At 49.7% G+C, this 16,632-nt stretch carries 20 protein-coding genes and 1 pseudogene; 4 read left to right on the plus strand and 17 right to left on the minus strand.

Annotation, left to right across the window (positions count from 1 at the left end; all coding sequences use genetic code 11):
• Positions 1–72: 72 nt before the first annotated feature.
• From blaOXA to METLU_RS0102580, 16 genes and pseudogenes are all read right to left on the minus strand, one after another.
• Entirely contained in the window at positions 73–855 is a 783-nt protein-coding gene (gene blaOXA / locus METLU_RS0102510) for a class D beta-lactamase (protein ID WP_027156848.1), read from the minus strand.
• Positions 856–947: 92 nt separating this feature from the next.
• Positions 948–1,316, minus strand: coding sequence for a hypothetical protein (locus METLU_RS0102515; protein WP_027156849.1), 369 nt, complete (start codon positions 1,314–1,316; stop codon positions 948–950).
• A 7-nt stretch (positions 1,317–1,323) separates the two neighbouring features.
• Entirely contained in the window at positions 1,324–1,815 is a 492-nt protein-coding gene (locus METLU_RS24330) for a protein tyrosine phosphatase family protein (RefSeq protein WP_051299745.1), read from the minus strand.
• A gap of 81 nt (positions 1,816–1,896) precedes the next feature.
• Complete coding sequence (locus tag METLU_RS0102525; protein WP_027156850.1) at positions 1,897–2,376, minus strand: cupin domain-containing protein; 480 nt, start codon at positions 2,374–2,376, stop codon at positions 1,897–1,899.
• 115 nt (positions 2,377–2,491) lie between these two features.
• Entirely contained in the window at positions 2,492–3,052 is a 561-nt protein-coding gene (locus tag METLU_RS0102530) for a membrane protein (RefSeq protein ID WP_027156851.1), read from the minus strand.
• A gap of 116 nt (positions 3,053–3,168) precedes the next feature.
• The gene (locus METLU_RS0102535; protein ID WP_155920420.1) at positions 3,169–3,591 is read right to left on the minus strand and encodes a hypothetical protein; all 423 of its coding nucleotides are present in this window, start codon (positions 3,589–3,591) and stop codon (positions 3,169–3,171) included.
• 125 nt (positions 3,592–3,716) lie between these two features.
• Entirely contained in the window at positions 3,717–4,136 is a 420-nt protein-coding gene (locus METLU_RS27110; RefSeq protein WP_081679002.1) for a GFA family protein, read from the minus strand.
• A 98-nt stretch (positions 4,137–4,234) separates the two neighbouring features.
• Positions 4,235–4,630, minus strand: coding sequence for a WapI family immunity protein (locus METLU_RS0102540; protein ID WP_027156853.1), 396 nt, complete (start codon positions 4,628–4,630; stop codon positions 4,235–4,237).
• 92 nt (positions 4,631–4,722) lie between these two features.
• The gene (locus METLU_RS0102545) at positions 4,723–5,418 is read right to left on the minus strand and encodes a hypothetical protein (RefSeq protein WP_027156854.1); all 696 of its coding nucleotides are present in this window, start codon (positions 5,416–5,418) and stop codon (positions 4,723–4,725) included.
• A 105-nt stretch (positions 5,419–5,523) separates the two neighbouring features.
• Positions 5,524–6,072 carry a DUF4145 domain-containing protein gene (locus METLU_RS0102550; protein WP_027156855.1) on the minus strand — a complete coding sequence of 183 codons (549 nt, stop codon included), beginning with the start codon at positions 6,070–6,072 and terminating at the stop codon, positions 5,524–5,526.
• A 98-nt stretch (positions 6,073–6,170) separates the two neighbouring features.
• Positions 6,171–6,383 carry a DUF6980 family protein gene (locus METLU_RS29100; RefSeq protein ID WP_081679003.1) on the minus strand — a complete coding sequence of 71 codons (213 nt, stop codon included), beginning with the start codon at positions 6,381–6,383 and terminating at the stop codon, positions 6,171–6,173.
• A gap of 61 nt (positions 6,384–6,444) precedes the next feature.
• A complete protein-coding gene (locus tag METLU_RS0102555; protein WP_027156856.1) occupies positions 6,445–6,798 on the minus strand; it encodes a hypothetical protein in 354 nt (117 codons plus the stop codon).
• Between the two features lie 90 nt (positions 6,799–6,888).
• On the minus strand, positions 6,889–7,272 hold the full coding sequence (locus METLU_RS0102560; RefSeq protein WP_027156857.1) for a YybH family protein: 384 nt from the start codon (positions 7,270–7,272) through the stop codon (positions 6,889–6,891).
• Between the two features lie 124 nt (positions 7,273–7,396).
• Positions 7,397–7,915 carry a P-loop NTPase family protein gene (locus METLU_RS0102565; RefSeq protein ID WP_027156858.1) on the minus strand — a complete coding sequence of 173 codons (519 nt, stop codon included), beginning with the start codon at positions 7,913–7,915 and terminating at the stop codon, positions 7,397–7,399.
• Positions 7,916–8,223: 308 nt separating this feature from the next.
• Positions 8,224–9,788: pseudogene (locus tag METLU_RS0102570) on the minus strand (IS3 family transposase).
• A gap of 72 nt (positions 9,789–9,860) precedes the next feature.
• Entirely contained in the window at positions 9,861–10,481 is a 621-nt protein-coding gene (locus METLU_RS0102580) for a hypothetical protein (protein WP_027156861.1), read from the minus strand.
• 136 nt (positions 10,482–10,617) lie between these two features.
• Between METLU_RS0102580 and METLU_RS0102585 the strand changes: the two genes are divergently transcribed.
• The 3 genes from METLU_RS0102585 to METLU_RS0102595 are packed head-to-tail and all read left to right on the plus strand — an operon-like array spanning position 10,618 to position 12,259.
• Positions 10,618–11,589 (plus strand): integron integrase, encoded by a 972-nt coding sequence (locus METLU_RS0102585; protein ID WP_027156862.1) that lies wholly within the window; start codon positions 10,618–10,620, stop codon positions 11,587–11,589.
• 4 nt (positions 11,590–11,593) lie between these two features.
• The gene (locus METLU_RS0102590; RefSeq protein ID WP_027156863.1) at positions 11,594–11,800 is read left to right on the plus strand and encodes a hypothetical protein; all 207 of its coding nucleotides are present in this window, start codon (positions 11,594–11,596) and stop codon (positions 11,798–11,800) included.
• Positions 11,801–11,818: 18 nt separating this feature from the next.
• A complete protein-coding gene (locus tag METLU_RS0102595) occupies positions 11,819–12,259 on the plus strand; it encodes an Hsp20/alpha crystallin family protein (RefSeq protein ID WP_027156864.1) in 441 nt (146 codons plus the stop codon).
• Between the two features lie 167 nt (positions 12,260–12,426).
• Here the strand turns inward: METLU_RS0102595 and METLU_RS0102600 are convergent, their stop codons facing one another.
• Entirely contained in the window at positions 12,427–14,553 is a 2,127-nt protein-coding gene (locus tag METLU_RS0102600; RefSeq protein WP_027156865.1) for a M12 family metallo-peptidase, read from the minus strand.
• A 262-nt stretch (positions 14,554–14,815) separates the two neighbouring features.
• Here METLU_RS0102600 and METLU_RS0102605 point away from each other — a divergent pair, with 262 nt between their 5' ends.
• A complete protein-coding gene (locus tag METLU_RS0102605) occupies positions 14,816–16,168 on the plus strand; it encodes an IS1182 family transposase (RefSeq protein ID WP_027158166.1) in 1,353 nt (450 codons plus the stop codon).
• Positions 16,169–16,632: the final 464 nt, after the last annotated feature.

The following is a 16,632-nucleotide window of genomic DNA, read 5'->3' on the forward strand; positions in this document are numbered from 1 at the left end:
CAGCAAAAGGCAGAGTGAAGTGGCGCTTTTTGCTGTCCGAGTGCATGCGATTGTTAGTCATCTGTTTAGTTGTCACAGTATCCCCAACACTTTAAGGCTTGCTTTGCCCAGTTCTACACGTTTGTTGGCATCGGTTGCGTGCTGAATATCCATGTTCAATGCAAACGCATATACACGATCGCCTTTTTGTACCCACCCGATCCACCAACCAATACCTCGGTTAGGAGCGTTTTCCCAACCCGTTTTACCATATAGCGCCCAATTTTCTCCCCGCTCCATTAGGACGATTTCGCGAACGCTTTTCTGAACCGACTGGGGGAACGGCAATGCCCCCTGAGCCAACTTAGCAAGAAAACGAGTTTGCTCCACAGCACTGATTTTGAGTGGGCCATTCAGCCAAAAGGTATCGATGGAAGTACCTATTTCTGCATTTCCGAAATCAAGCTTTGAAAGATTCTCGCTCATACGCGTTAAGCCGATACGTCGGGCCAAACTTTGGTAGATCGGGACATTGGACAGAGTAATCGCATCGCGCAATCCCATATCCTTCTCCCAAGTCTTGAACGGCTGTGGTTGGCCGCCATAAGGCAGAACCTCGTCAACACTTTCTACCGCACCAACTGAAAGTCCGATCAGCGAGTGGGGAATCTTGAACGTTGAAGCCGGAATATAGCGTGTTTCAGCGCGAGCTTTGTCGTAGCCAATTAGCCGTTGCTCGATGACATCATAGAGAACGAACGTGCCGTTCACGCCGGAGCCTTTAAATATGGCAGCTACTTTGTCGCTTTCTTCCCAACCAACGGCATAGGCTCGAAATGTAAACAGTACAAATACCACAGCGAGTAGGTGCTTCATAATTTCCTTCTGTCTAACGTAGAGCTGACCGGCGCTGCGCGGCTTTATCGCGCAGCGTCCAGCGACCGAAGGGAGCGAGGTCGAGCGCCATGTTAGACCTCACGTTGCCTCCATGTGGCGATATACCCGGTTCGCGGCCAGAAGAAGGAACCGACGAGCGCTCCAACAAGAAACCACTGAGCCCCCCCGATGAGGCCGTGGATGAAAAGCGCCCGAAAATTCGGACCGCTGCCCCAGGTGTAACCCCAGTCCATGAGGGCCACGACAGGAGGTGTTGTTGCCAAGAATTTCCATGCGAAGTTGCTTATCGGGTAGTCCAGCCACATGAACCAGAACCACGCGAATTCGGCCTGTGCGCCGCCTCCGACGTGGATGGAAATGAACAATGCCAAAGCCAATGCGAGATGAACCGCAAACACGGCGGCTCCCACGATGATGGCGCAACGAAGTGGGCTATTCATGTGAGGTCTAACGTGGAGCTAAGGGGCTGGCTGTAAGCCAGTCCCGGTTGAGCGCATGGTTAGAGTGCAACGCCGCTACGCAGTTTATGAATTCTTGCCAAGTTTCGTTTGGACTCCAGACCTCTCGCATGGGAAAAGATGCCTGCTCCTCGCTCTCGCCAAGTACGTGCTTGCGGTAGAGGTAGATAAAGGCCGATACGCGCATGTTCTTGGCGCAGTGTATCCAAATCTTGCGCTTAGCAAAGGCGTTGAGTACACCAATAAACTGGACGAACTGTTCAGGTTCAGGTCTCTCCCATCCCACGGGAATTTGGATATATGCCAGGCCTTGCTTGGTGATGAGTTCAGCTTCTCCGGGCAAAGCGTTGGAAGAAGTTGGAAGAGCAAGGTTTACGACGACCTCAATGCCCAGCGTGGGCAACCGGACAATATCACGTTCTGAAAGCTGTCCGGAAGACCACAGCCAGTCGAAAACTTGATGAGTATTCTCAGCGTCCATGTGCTCTTTAACGTAAAAGTAACCGGCGCTGCGCGGCTTTATCGCGCAGCGTCCGTGTTGACTGCCGGGTTAGCGCGGACTTCAATATGGCGTACCGTCTTTGTGTGCAAATTGCCATTTACCCTCGACAAAAACCGCCTGTATGTCATCGTCGGGGTACACGACGGAATCTCCTGCGCTGCGGTCACCAATTTCAAGGTAAATCACTTCTTCATTTGTGCGATTAAGCAACTGGTGCCCATTGCCTGTGCCAGCTTTGAATCCCGCGCACATGCCAGGCGAAAGTTGCGTTTCCCCTGTATCGGTAAGTAGCACGGGGCGACCATTCAATATGTAGATGAACTCATCTTGCTTAGCATGAGCATGACGTAAGGCTGAACCAGCACCGGGCAAAAGGCGCGTTAGATTTACCCCAAAGTTTGAAAGACCAAACACGTCGCCGAGAGGGCTCTTCTCTCGCCCCTTCATGCGTGAGGCGAAGGGTTCTGGATAGTTTGTGAGTTTCGAACGTGGTGCAACCTGTGTTGCCACAACGGCTACAGGTGTGTCTTGATCGTTCATAGTGACTCCTGATGTATTGGGCGCTAACGTGGAGCTAACCGGGCGCGGTCCGGAAGACTGAAAAAATAAAACCGCATTGTAACCGCGCTCCGGTTGAGTGTAATGTTATGCAATTTCATAAGTTATTGGCCTCTGTCCATAGCCGCTCTTTGCCTACCAGACTATACCAACCCTCAAATTGAGAGCGGTACTGCTCAAAAGGCTCGGATAGCTTTTGGCGGGGATCTTCGCTGAGAGAGTACGCCATACCTTCCATAAACCATTTGGGTTCACGCCATGCTTGTATCATGCCAAGTTTCTCATTCTGAAGGTGGTGAATCATTTCATGGCGAACATAGTACGGTTTCCATGCGCGAGGGCTGATGACAATACCAAATGTGCCTACATTCACGCCCGCACGTTGCCCCATTTCAAAGAATTGAGAACAGGTGTCAGAACTGCAGAAAATGACGCGGGGTTTATTCTCAATCGATCCAACAGATAACTCGACAAAATGCAAAGCCTCATCGTACAGCTTGGCAGCTTCCTGATATCGGGACACATCATCTGTACACAATGTGTCATTGATGCAGGAAACCCCAGTCAGTTCAGGTGCAACCACTCGAACAGGCTTAAAGAATGCCCAGGCAGCGACAGGAGCGCAAAGTATGCCGACAAGCAATAGACGTTTCAACATACGAACCTCCTAAGGTGCATAACGCTGCGCGTAACCGGCAGGCGGAAGCGGCAGAGCGCAGCGGCGCCGCTTTCGCCTGTCCGAGTTGACGAGCTTGTTAGGTGCTATTCGGCCGCTCATTCAGATTTCGCGATGGTTTTGACGAGCATACGAACGCGAGATTCAAAGTGCTTCTTTCCATAGGGGCGTGCTTCCTGCAGCAGTGCCAACCACTTGCGCAAGAATTCCCTATCACGAGCCAACACCCTACGATTGGCTTCCCAAGAATGCTCGTATTGAAGAATTGTTTCTTCAAGAACCTTCCATTCTTGGCTGCAAGTTGGACAGAGCGTAGGGAGCCAGCATGGATATCTCTGTTCTACTTCAAAGGCTTGCTTTTGTGCTTCCGCTGAAAAGACGAACGACTTGCCACACTTCAAACAACGAGCGCGGAGCCCCTCGTAATGAGTTGCCTTTTCATCGTAGTGGCCAAGATACGACGGCTTGTGCCACTTTGAGCGATCTATCTCGATGCTTACTTCCGTGTTTCGCTCTTTCATAGACGCGCCCCTTGTTGCACCTAACGCCATGCTCAGCTGCCATTTGACGTGGGACTTTTTTGGGGGAAAATAGCGAAGCGGCCCCCAAAAAAGCCCCGCGGCAAATGGTCAGCTGCAGCTATTTGTTAGGCACCTTTGGAAAAATCTTGGCTATTTGAAGTGGGCATACCATTTGGAAAGGATACCCACTCATGCTTTGATGCACACCAAGCAGCGGCTATAGGTTGAGGAAACTTGGGATCAGAAAAACAACCAACTGCTATGCCTACAGATTGTGGAACAAAACCAGCCTCCCAGAAAACAGTAGAACCACAATTGGGACAAAAATGGCGCTCTAATTTACCACCGGAATCACCTGTGCTTGTAAAAGACTTAAACTTCCCATTTTTAGCTACCACCTGATCATTTGAAAAATAGGCGCTTACTCCAAAAACTGACCCAGTTCTTTTTTGACAGTTAGTGCAGGAACAGGCAACAACCATTTTTGGTTCGCCGTTTACTTCAACTTGAAGTTCTCCGCAGGAACAGCTAGCTTTTCTTGACATAATTTTATCCTTATCTTATTACGTATTTCGAAGATTTAAGTGCCTAACGTGAAGCTAAGGGGCGCGCAGCGAAGCGGAGCGTCCACTTGAGCGCAGGGTTAGCGGGCATTTTCTAGCACCTCTTCACCAGACTTAACCCAACTTTGCAAAAAGGTTTGATCAGCCGTAAACATACCGGAAAGCGTTGGTCCAAGACTGAAATTCTCGGGGCTAAATTTGTACACCACCTCTAACGCGCCGTTTTTGTGCAACGCAAAGTGGAACTCAATATTTTCTTCCATGTTACCCCATGAAGCCTCGACATTTTCCCCAACCGATGCTTCGAGATGCCTTAGGGTTTGAATGAAACTACTCCATTCCTTCTTTTCAACCGTGCATGAAAAGTTGCCTTCAAACTTAGGCGCACGAATTTGAACAATGGTCTTCATCCACCCCTCACTGTCTGGGGAGGAGAAAGTAAAAATTGATTCAAGACCGTGGCCGGAGATCTTCATTCTTTGCTCGCTAACGTAGAGCTAACCGGGCGCGGCCCGGAAAGCTGAAAAAATAAAACCGCATTGTAACCGCGCTCCGGTTGAGCGCCATGTTAGGCATTTTTGAATCTCGGATATGTTATTGCCATTGCGATTATTCCTATTGTTGCAACAACAACCATTCCTTCAGGCATAAAAGATTGCATCATTTCTATCTCTCCCTCTCTTACAGGCAATCCTTGAACCTCTCTCCGCTTCAGCACCATTTGCTCCACTACAGGATCCCATAGTTTCCAGCTTAATACGTCAGAAACAAGGTTAAGCAGCGCAACCCCAATACCTACAATGATGCCTTTTACATCGAGTTTTAAGAACCAGTATCCTGCCAAAATGAAAAACACCCCAAAAGCTAGATGTATTACAATCTGTGTTGTTTCATCAGGAAAAAAGCCAAACGCAGGTTGTGAAACAAACATTTGAGTCCATCTTACAAGTTGCTTTGTTCCTTCGAGAACTAATAAGACACCGAGCAGTATAGTTAGCCAATTTTCTTTTATTAAAATATCGTTATTGACGGACATATCGTCTTTATTGATACTCAGGAACGTATACCCGATCGAGCCAATAAATTTTGAAGTTATGAGGCGTATAACCACAAATACGACATAGGGCTCCCAGAACGGCATGCTTTCATCGAGGCCCAAAAAATAGGAAAGCAGAACCCATAGGGTCATAAAGAACAAGAAATCAAGATACCAGGATAGTAGCAGTCTTTTCTTTGATGCTTGGTTAATGCTTTGATTATCCATTGTTACTCCCTTTTAAGCCTAACGTAGAGCTAACCGGGCGCGGCACGGAAAGCTGAAAAATAAAACCGGATTATAACCGCGCTCCGGTTGAGCGCCATGTTAGCGCTATTCGGCATTAAGAATGAGCTCCGACATTCTTGCTGCTAGTTGCAAGTACCTATCAGCTTCGTCTTGATTGAGACTGAAATCCGATAGGTGTGCTGCCTGATTACGTAGTCTACGCATGTGATCAAGCAGCTTGTCACTACCTGTTGGTAATTTACCAAGGCGCACAAGCTCTTCAACAAACAGATGTGGGTTTACACGAGGAATAGTTGCGCCTTGTACGAAGCCTGATTTGCCCGCCGCTTCCTCAACTAACACCCAAGCCTCCAGAATCGCGGCACGGGGTGAAACATCGGAAATGCGGCGTAGCTGCTCTAGTTTTGAAGTTAATTCCGGTCGAGGTGGTAATGATGGGGTGGATTTTTCAATTGCAATTGCTTTTGCTTCTGCCTCAGCGAGACCACCTTCAAACTTGGCTTCAACATCTTTGTATTTGAACTGGGACATGCGTTGGAGCAGCAAACGTAACTCTCCTTTGAAGAGGTACGCGATCCAGATCACGGCAATGGGCCATGCAATGCCAATTAGAAGCTGTACTAGTAATTCCATGGTTGTCCCTGTATGGCGCTAACGTGGAGCTAAGGGGCTGCGCCGCTTTTGCGCAGTCCCGCTTGAGCGCAGGGTTAGAGTGCCGAACCTTAGATGAATCATTTTTTATTCCTCTCTTGTAACGAAGAACCGCACCACGGACAAAACTTTATCTCAATAAAGGAAGAACCTCCATCGTGAACAATAATCCCATATTGGCGCGGGCGCGACTTGAAGAAAACGACGTTATCTGGACACGCGAAAACGTCAGGGTGTTCTGAGCACTTGAAGTTTGCCCAGTAGTTCATAGTTTCGCAGCAATGGGTTGCCATAGCACTCTAACGTAGAGCTAACCGGCGCGAGCGGTAGCGAGCGTCCGAGTTGAGCGTAGTGTTAGAGAGCATTTATTCGATACCAATGCGACAGTTCGTCAAATTTACGCTTTTCGTAGTCACCAAATTGATTCATATGTGCCTTTAATATTTCCCATTGCTCTTTTAGCTTAGGCGGAGCCTCCGTCGTTTCCGATTTTCTCACTATAGAAAGCAATAGCTCAAAACCCTCCATACATACGAATTCATCGCTATTTTTTAAAATCACTTCGACGATGCTTGGTATTTGGTTAAATGCTTCTTCTTGATTCAGCGAATTAACCAAGCGCTCTCTCAGTTTACAGAAATACCATTCATCATCTGAAAGCTTACCATCCCAGTCATTGAGCTCACTCACAAAATCGTCTGTTACCATATTTCTATGCTTGCTCTCTAACGTTTGCCATAACCGGCGCGCAAATGCAGAGCGCAGCGTAGCTTTTGCGCGTCCGAGTTGATGGCGTGGTTAGGCATTTGCTTCAAGGAGATCGTGACCATAGGAATTATCAATCGCGCACACCCACCGATTGTCGTTGCCTTTTTTGAAAACATAGGTAGCCTTCCGTTCTGTAGCCGGGAGATTCTTTGCTGAGACAACAGTCTTGGCCAGCACCAACACAGTATCTCCAGTTTCCAGGATTACCATCCCAGCTTGCTCAACATCCAGACTGTGTTCGAAGTGAGCCGCAATTGCTTCAAATGCTTTCTTGATCTGTTCTTTTCCCACAGCATTCATTCCCGGCTTAACCACAAGGACAGCATCATCGGAATAGATGTCGATCAAAGTCGAGAAATCTTCTTGGTTTATCGCGGTATCCGCCTTGTTGATCAGAAGTTCTATCGGGTGCATTGCCGTTCCTTTTTTGAGTGCCTAACACTTCCCATAACAGGCTGCCCAAAGATGCAGAGCGAAGCGGCGCAGCTTTGGGCAGTCCGAATTTACGCGATTGTTAGGCATGTCTATGTGATGACTATTATTCAGACCGAATGCCATTTAGAAACTCCCTAATGGCGCGTGGCGACCTCAAGTGAAGAACTTTCTTTGATTTCATAGAGTCGGAAACAAGTTGTCGGTATGCGGGAGTCAGTTTTCTATGGCACAGCCAAAGAACCCGGTAACTATTAAGTGTCCCCTTGAATATTGGGCTGTTATCAGGCCAACCTTCGGGATTTACAAATAAACCTTTTAGCAGCCGCTTTGTCACCCACATGCCATGTGTTAATAACGGTAGATCAATAAAAATTAGCGTATCTGCAACAGAGAAACGTTCCCATGCTGATGAGATGCAACCAAATCCATCAATGATCCATTCCTCTTGCATTAAGAGACCAGAATGGATGTTGAGATATTCAGCATGTGGAACTTCTCCGCCCCCTGCCTGGTATTTTATTTTGTCCAGAGAGTATAGGGGAAGGCTAGTGGCTTCGGCCAACTGCTTAGCCAGCGTAGACTTGCCTCCTCCCGCATTACCAAATATTGCTACTTTTTTCATGTTGCTTCCTATGGCTTTAGCTAAAGCCCAAGAAGCTGACAATAAAAACCCGCCTCTTGGGCGGGTTTGAAAAACTACTGTCGCGTCAAAACCCACCATTCCTATGGAATGATGGAAATAATTCGAAAAGATTGGCGCGAACAGCTTGTATTCATAGTATGCATCGTTACAGATAAGTTTCTGGAAGTCAACTCCGAAATGCCTAACGAAGAGCTAACCGGCGCTGCGCGGCTTTATCGCGCAGCGTCCAGCGACCGAAGGGAGCGAGGTCGGTAATTGTCAAAATAACTGTCGCCTCAACAGTTAAATCAGGCCGCTTTTTTCAGCGCCTGCCGAATTATATTTTTGTCCTTCTGGTCAGGGTTCAAATAGACCTCAAGTACAGGCTCCCAATTTCGTGTTTTGCTCCGCCAGCGTTCCGGACGGCGCTTTTTGGCGGCTTGATAGGCCGCCTTTCGCTGTTTCAAAATCGCGAAGTCTTGTCCGCTATGCCGCTGATCTGGCGTGACAAACTGAATGGCGCTGTGCCGATGTTCATGGTTATACCAGTCCACAAAGCCAGCCACCCAGCGTCGGGCCTGATTCAAATCCGCAAAGGGGTGGACCGGATAGTCCGGCCGATATTTGAGGGTCTTGAACAAGGCTTCCGAATACGGATTATCATTGCTCACCGCCGGTCGCGAGAACGACGGCAGGATGCCCAAGGCCTGCAGGGTCGCCAGCATCGTGGCGCCCTTCATGGGGCCGCCGTTGTCAGAATGCAGGGTCACCTGCTGACGGGGGANGCCTTCCCGNTGCACGATATCCCGCACAATGTCCGCCGCCCATTCGCTGCTTTCGCGTTCGTACACCTGCCAACCGACAATCTTGCGGCTGTAAACATCCATAAACAGATAAAGATACAGGAATACCCCTTTGACGGCCGTGGGCAGATAGGTAATATCCCAGCTGTACAGCTGATTGGGCGCCGTGGCCTTCAGGGCTTTCGGCTTGCGGCAGTCGGTGGCCGCCCGACTGGCCTGGCGATGCTGAAGTTGCTTCGCCTCGCGCAAGATCCGGTAGAAGGTCGATTCCGAAGCCAGATACTGACCCCGCTCGGCCAGAATCGGCACGATCTGGCTGGGCGCCAGCGCGGCAAATTCGGCCGAATTGGCTACCGACAACACGGACTGACGCTCCTGCTCACTGAGTTTGTTCGCGGGAATCAGCTGGCGGCCGCGACGACCGTCTTCCGCGACTTCACCCGATTGCTGCCAGCGCTGCAACGTGCGCAAGGTGATCCCCAATAAGTCGCAGGCTCGATGCCGACGGGCTCCGGCGGCGTGGGCTTCGTCTAGCCAAGACACAATTTGTTGGCGCTCTGACAGGGAAATCATGCGTCCTTTTCCTCCCAGAGCGCCTGATACTTTTTTTGCAGAACCAGTAAGGCCGCCGCTTCCGCCAAGGCTTTTTCCTTGCGCTTCAGCTCCCGCTGTAACGCTTGATGGCTCACTTGCAGTTCTCGCCAGTCAGCGCGACTGACGGCAGTCTCCGACGTGCCGGTTTCAAAGGCTTTACGCCAGGCGTGTAAATGATGCGGAAAAATCCCTTGTTCCCGGCACCAGGCATGCAATGTTTCCCCTGCCTTGCCCTGACTATCCAGGATCAGTTGAAAACGTTCGCTCTGATTCCAGTCTTGAGGTCGTTTTGTCATCAGGTCGGCTTGGCCCTCAACCACGTTTTTCGGTAATTTCATCCAGTTCTTCAACGTCCAGCTGTTTATGTTCAAGTCATCGGCAATCGCTTGAACGGTACGATCGCCCCGGTTATAAACTTTCTCCAACGCCTGTTGGCGAAAAGCTTTCGTATAATAAGTCTTCTTTTTCAATTTCATTACCTCTAATAGTCAATCAATGAAAATTAGAGGCGACAGTTATCCTGACACAGGGGGAGGTTGAGCGCTAGGTTAGACCACATTTGGCGCCGCCGCTCGGTATTTGGAGAGTTCTTCATCAGCCTGGCTTCGAGTGAAATCGTCAAGCCTCTCAGCCCAGCGCTCGAAATGCGTTTGATTTTCCATGGCCAAATCAAGAAGCAAAAGTTGCCTCCAGAACGGTTTCCCGCCAAAGCACCAAGGATCATCGGCGGCTAGTGCATCACGAGCGGCCTTGATTGTGGCGAAGCGTTCAAAAAATGGGTCTGCAATTCCATGGATGGCTGCAACTAATTCTGACGCTAAAGAATCAGGTGGAGCCGTTATATCGACGGACCACGTATAAGGGCCGCGATAGGTCAAGCCTTGCATGGATTCGCGATTCAAAGAGTACTGCTGGATGTGATAGTAAAACTGGTGCTCGCCCAAAAGCTTTTCCACTCTCTTGGCATCTGAAAAATTACGTCCGAAGTAGAAGGACAAGGATATGTGTGGCGACCACTTGTTTGAACCTGAAAGAATAATGACGTTGTGCCCGTCTGGCGCTTCGGCACGAAGCTCCAGACGGGATTTAAAGAACTTGTATTTGCCACCCAATAGCGCGGCAACTTGTGCACCAAGTTGTTGCTGGAAGAGTTCTGCAGAAGAGGCCATGTGAGTGTGTGGTCTAACTATAAGTAGACACCTTCTCAGGTGTATATAAAAATGAAATCACAGGTGTATAATGCCACTCTTGCAATCCGTTAGGTGTGATTCTATAGTAATCGCTATATTGATATCAACCTTATTTATGCAAACTCAAAACACACCTCCAAAACTCCTTGATCAGGTCCGCGAGCGTATCCGTGTCAAGCACTATAGCATTCGTACCGAAAGGCAATATGTACAGTGGATTAAGCGTTTCATTCTGTTTCACGGGAAACGTCATCCACAAGAGATGGGAATGGCCGAGGTGGAAGCTTTTTTAACGCATCTGGCAGTGGAAGGAAAAGTGTCGGCCTCAACGCAAAATCAGGCGTTATCCGGTTTGCTGTTTTTGTATAAAGAGGTGCTGTTAATCGATTTGCCGTGGCTGAATAATGTCGTGCGCGCCAAGCAGCCGCAACGTTTGCCGAATGTGTTGACGCGCACCGAGGTGAGGGCTGTATTGGTGCGGATGAGCGGAATCCATGGCTTGATGGCCAATCTCCTGTACGGCACGGGCATGCGCTTGATGGAGTGCGTGCGCCTCCGGGTGAAGGATGTGGATTTTGAACGCGGCGAGATTTTGATCCGCGACGGCAAGGGCGCCAAGGATCGGGTAACGATGTTGCCGGAGTCGTTGAAGGTTTCTCTGCAAGCGCATTTGCAACAGCGTCGCGCCTTGTTCGATGATGATAGCCGACTGGGCAAGGCATCGGTTTATCTGCCGGATGCGCTGGAACGCAAATATCCTAATGCGTCGACTGAATGGGCCTGGCAATATATTTTCCCTTCCGGCAGCTTCTCACTTGATCCGCGCAGCGGCATCGAGCGTCGGCATCATATTGATGAAAAATTATTGCAGCGGGCGATGAAAAAGGCGGTGCAGGCCAGCGGTATAACAAAGCTGGCCACGCCGCATACGCTACGCCACTCGTTTGCGACGCATTTACTCGATTCCGGCTATGACATTCGCACGGTCCAGGAACTGCTTGGTCATAAGGATGTACAGACGACGATGATTTATACCCATGTCTTGAACAAGGGCGGGCGTGGGGTAAGAAGTCCGCTGGATATGTAGAGGATTGAGCTTTGCAGCGAAGCTTCTGCCTGCCAAAGCAGGCAATGGCAGGGTAGCGATTTCATTCATCGCCTGTATTCGTTCCATGGGTGAGGCGAATACAAGCCTAAAAATTTCAGCATCTGTGCGGCTTGAAAAATTGCCAGGTCGCCTCATATCATCAGCGAATGCCGAATTGAAACGGTTTTTCGATTTATTACTGGTAATTTGACTCTATCTGGAGATGATTATGGCTATTACTCGTTATGAACCCTGGAGTTTACTGAATCAATTGCAAAAAGAGCTGGAACGGGCGTATGAAGGCACGGCCGGCGGCGAGGGCTCAATCGCAACGGCGGAATGGGCGCCTGCGGTCGATATCAAGGAGGAAAGCGATAAATATGTGTTGCTGGCCGACTTGCCCGGCGTGAAACCGGAAGATATCGATCTGAGCATGGAAGAGGGCGTATTGACTATCAGGGGTGAAAAGAAAACCGAAGCGAAGACCGAGCGCGAAAACTATAAGCGTGTCGAGCGGACTTATGGTTCTTTTTACCGCCGGTTCAGTTTGCCTGATACGGCCAACGCCGAGGGCATCAGTGCCAGATCAAGACACGGGGTGCTTGAAATCGTAATCCCAAAGCGTGAAGCGGTCCAACCGAAAAAGATTAACGTCGCATCGGAAGATTAATTAAGAACGGAGCCTTCGGGCTCCGTTTTTTTGTCCTTGAAAAATTTGTCCTCAAGGTTTTACGCCTCTTTTTTCAGAGCCGACTTTCGGAAGGTGTTATGCACAAAAAAGGGCGCCGAAGCGCCCTTTTCTTTTAAAAGCAGTATGTACTTTTTTCTATTATGCCGTCACTTGACTGTAACTAAAACGCTGCTTCCTTTCATATTGCCCGCTTTATCATAGGCTGTCACTGTATAAGTAAAAGTACCCTTGGTGCCTGGTTTGTCAGTATATGTGTTACTGGTTGTGGTGGCTACGGTAGTGCCGTTACGTTTAACAACGTATTTGGAAATGCCAGAGCCCGAATCAGTTGACGCCGTCCAGGAAAGCGCCACCCAGGTTCTATAGAAGACATACGCTTTCAGGTTGCCCGGCGCAGTAGGCGCAATGCCGTCCACAGTGACTGTCGCTGACTTTGTCACGCTGGTATGGCCTGTTGCCGAAGCAGTCGCCGATCTTGTATAAGGGCCGTTAGTGCTTGGCGCGGCGACAGACCAGACAGCGGAAGTGGAGGCCGCAGGGCTTAGGGCGTAAGATCCTATCGCAACACCGCCATTACCGGTTAATGCGAACGTGCTGATGCCGCAAGTCGATGTATCCTGATTCTTCAAGGCAATATTGAATTTTATAGTCGCTCCCGGTTTGCTGTATAAGGCGCTCGGCGCCATGGTCAATGCCGGCGTATTTTTGGTGCACGCCGAGGAACCCGTGGCCTTTGTGGTTGCGCTGCTGATACCGGAGTAGCTTGAATTGCCGTTGCTGTTATAGGCGCGGATACGGTACTGGTATGTTGTCGATGCAACAAGGCCCGTATCGGTGAAGCCGGTTGTGTTGCCGCCGGTTGCTGCGATCTCGGTCCAGTTGCCGCCATTGGCGGATCTTTCCAGTCTGAAGCCGGTTTCATTACTGGATGTGTCGGACCATGTTAAAGAGATTTCACTGTCGGAAAGCGCTGCAGCCGCCAAATTACCGGGCGCGCTGGGAACCGTGGAAACAGTGGTGACAGGGGCCGCGGACCTGAATGCCGCGACGATGGCTTTGGTGTTGTTCATCGATAGCGCGTTGTTTTCTGTCGAGCTGCCCGTCACCTGGCCGGACGGCAGTGATACATTCGGGCTGGAAAAATAGCTGACCCGGGAGCCGCCGGTGCAGCTATAGGACATGATCGTCCGGAATCCGCCGGTCTGACATAACCGATAGCCGTAAGAATAATCGTAGGCGCCGGGATTGGATGAATTGGCCCTGTCATGTTGATCGCCCTGATTATGCCCTAATTCATGAGCGAGGGTATTATCGGAAAGGCAAGCATAGGTGGAGTCATCATGCACGACACTGAATGCATAGGGGGCAAACGAGCTGCTTGGGTTATTCATGACATAAGCGATGCCGCAAGCGTTGGTGTCGGCGGTGACCAGCGCGACCTGATCGGCGCCGTACTGGTTGCGCAAGTTATGAACCGCGTCCATTTTGCCGTCGCTGGTGCCTTTCAGATCGGTCAGGGTGGTCGACATATTGCCGGTCTCGGTATAACTGACTTCCCCCGTATAAACGACATTAAGCTGCATATCGATCTTGCTGTTGATGTATGCCTGGTTGGCTTTGGCTACCGCATTGGCTATCTTGGCTTCAATGCCTGTCTGTCCGGAAGCATTGGCTTTGGCTTTCGGGGTATAGAGCACCATCAGGTCAATGACTGTGCCGGCAGTCGCGGCTTCGCTGGTAGCGGGTTCCGAGGGCGCTGATGCCGGATCAATCTCACCTTCGGAGATGGGGAGATCTTCAGGTTCCTGGGGATGGCTATGGGGCGGGTTTTTATCTGGATCGACTTGGGTGATGTCGTGCTGATTGTTGCCTTTGGATTCTATCTCGTAGGTCTTATCGCCTACCTGAACAGTACCTGACATGGTTTGACCGCGAATGGTCAGAAAGACTTCGCTTTCAGGCTCGCCTTCAACGTGGCCGATCCAGGTGCTGCTGCCTTTGACCTTGTCGATCAGACGATCGCGAACGGCTGTTACCACAACATCATCAAAAAGATTGAGCGTCAATTTATCCGACCATAGCAGATCGGGATGAACCGTAACGGTACGGTTCCTGCCTTTGATGGCCTTTTTGGACAATATTTTGTTCTTTAATTGCTGAATACCGAAATCGTCAAATAAATCGGGAGCAGGGCCTTTTTCGGCATAGGCGGGCGTTAATGAAATAATTGATGACGCAAGCAGTGATGTGGTGAAAATACTTTTGAACTTCATAGTAGATAATCCGGTTGGGAGTTATATCCTGAAAAGCAAAGAGATATAACTATCAAAAAGGATGGATATAAAAATGCGCAAAAAAATGAGATGCAAATAACATTTTTGGAGCGATTAGAAAGATAAAAATGTGATGTATTGCTCGTTTTTTAATAATAATTGTTAATTAATTTCTCTAGGAGTCTGTCGGACTTATCAGCATTTAAATCTCATCAGTTGTAAAATAGTGATGAGTTCAATCATTTTACCGCCATGATTTCTGATGAGTCGCTTTATTCAGTTTGATCGTAACCAACAGTATTTGCTTCCGCCGTCCGTGGACGAATGGTTGCCGGAAGACCACCTGGCACGCTTTATCGTCGAAGTGATCGATCAGCTCGATCTATCAAAACTGACAGGCCATTATTCTGGACGGGGTTCAGCGGCTTATCATCCGGCACTGCTGTTGGCCCTGCTGATCTATGGTTATGCGACCGGCACGTTCTCCAGTCGCAAGATCGAGCGGGCAACCTACGATTCAGTGGCGTTTCGGTTCATTGCTGCCAATCATCATCCCGATCATGACACCCTGGCTCATTTCCGCAAGACCTTTCTGGTGGAGTTGGAGGACTTGTTCGTACAAGTGCTGACACTGGCGCAGACGATGAAACTCGTCAAGCTGGGACAGATTTCGCTGGATGGTACCAAAATCAAGGCCAATGCCTCGAAGCACAAGGCCTTGTCCCATGGCCACATCGAAAAGCTGGAAGCGCAATTGCGTGAGGAAGTGCAGGCCCTGCTGAAAAAGGCAGCGGACGTTGATCAGGAAGAATTGGCCGACGGTATCGATTTGCCGGCGGAAGTCGCGCGTCGGGAAGATCGCTTGAAAGCCTTGGCGGAAGCCAAGGCCAAGATTGCCGAACGGGTTAAAGAACGGGACGAACAAGCCCAAAAAGACCACCAGGAGAGACTGGCTGACCGGGAGCGCCAGCGCCAGGCGGGCAAAAAACCCCGAGGCCAGGAGCCCAAGGCGCCCGAAACCGGCCCCCAAGCTAAGGACCAGATCAACCTGACCGACGAAGCATCGCGGATCATGCCGAGCAAGGACGGCTTCGTGCAGGGCTACAATGCCCAGGCGGCCGTCGATGTTGACAGCCTGCTGGTGGTTGCCGCCACGCTCAGCCAGCATACCAACGACAAGCGGCAAGTCGAGCCGATGCTGAAAGCGCTGAACGCCTTGCCGGACAGCCTCGGCAAGCCGGAAATGCTGCTGGCCGACAACGGCTACTTCAGCAAAGACAACATCCAGGCCTGTGTGGAGCAAAAAATTACACCCCTCATCGCGCTGGGCCGGGAAGCCCATCATCTGCCATTGGCGGAACGCCTGACGCCGGATGCACCGGAACCTGAAAGCGATGACCCGCTGGTCAAAATGGCCTGGAAACTCAAAACCCAGAGTGGCCGCACGCTTTATGGTAAACGCAAAAGCACGGTCGAGCCGGTATTTGGGATCATCAAACAGGTACTGGGCTTCCGCCAATTCTCGCTGAGAGGTCTTGATGCGGTAGCTGGTGAGTGGAAACTGGTGACTATGGCCTTCAATTTAAAGCGAATGCATGTGCTGGCGGCCGGATAACGGAAAAATAACCCGAAATAGCTCTTGGTTGGGCAGAACCGAAGACTCAATGCCGCCAATAATCCATATCGGTCAAATAAGAATCATAATACTGAACCCTGTCCGACAGACTCCTAGGGAAAGACTGAGGAAATGGAAGAATAAGTACTTTTACTTAAATAAAATTTAAATCGGCCACTTTTATGCTGAAATTTTGGAGTATTGAGTCAAGCCTGTGGGGGGGTTAAATATTATCTGTATGATAATATTGATGTTTTTAAATATATTGAGGCAAATTCCGTCTGATATATTCATAAATCAGATTATGTGAATGGTCAGCTATTTAAAGCTATTAATGAAACGATAGGTATGAAGGCTGTTTTCTGATATAAAACTGCGGTTGAACTTATGTTGAAGGGCTATTCTTTTGATCCGGATTCAAGAAGAGCAACAGTAATGCTGTGAAGTTTAAATGTATCCAGAAT

This window comes from Methylobacter luteus IMV-B-3098 (genome assembly GCF_000427625.1).
GTDB lineage: Bacteria > Pseudomonadota > Gammaproteobacteria > Methylococcales > Methylomonadaceae > Methylobacter > Methylobacter luteus.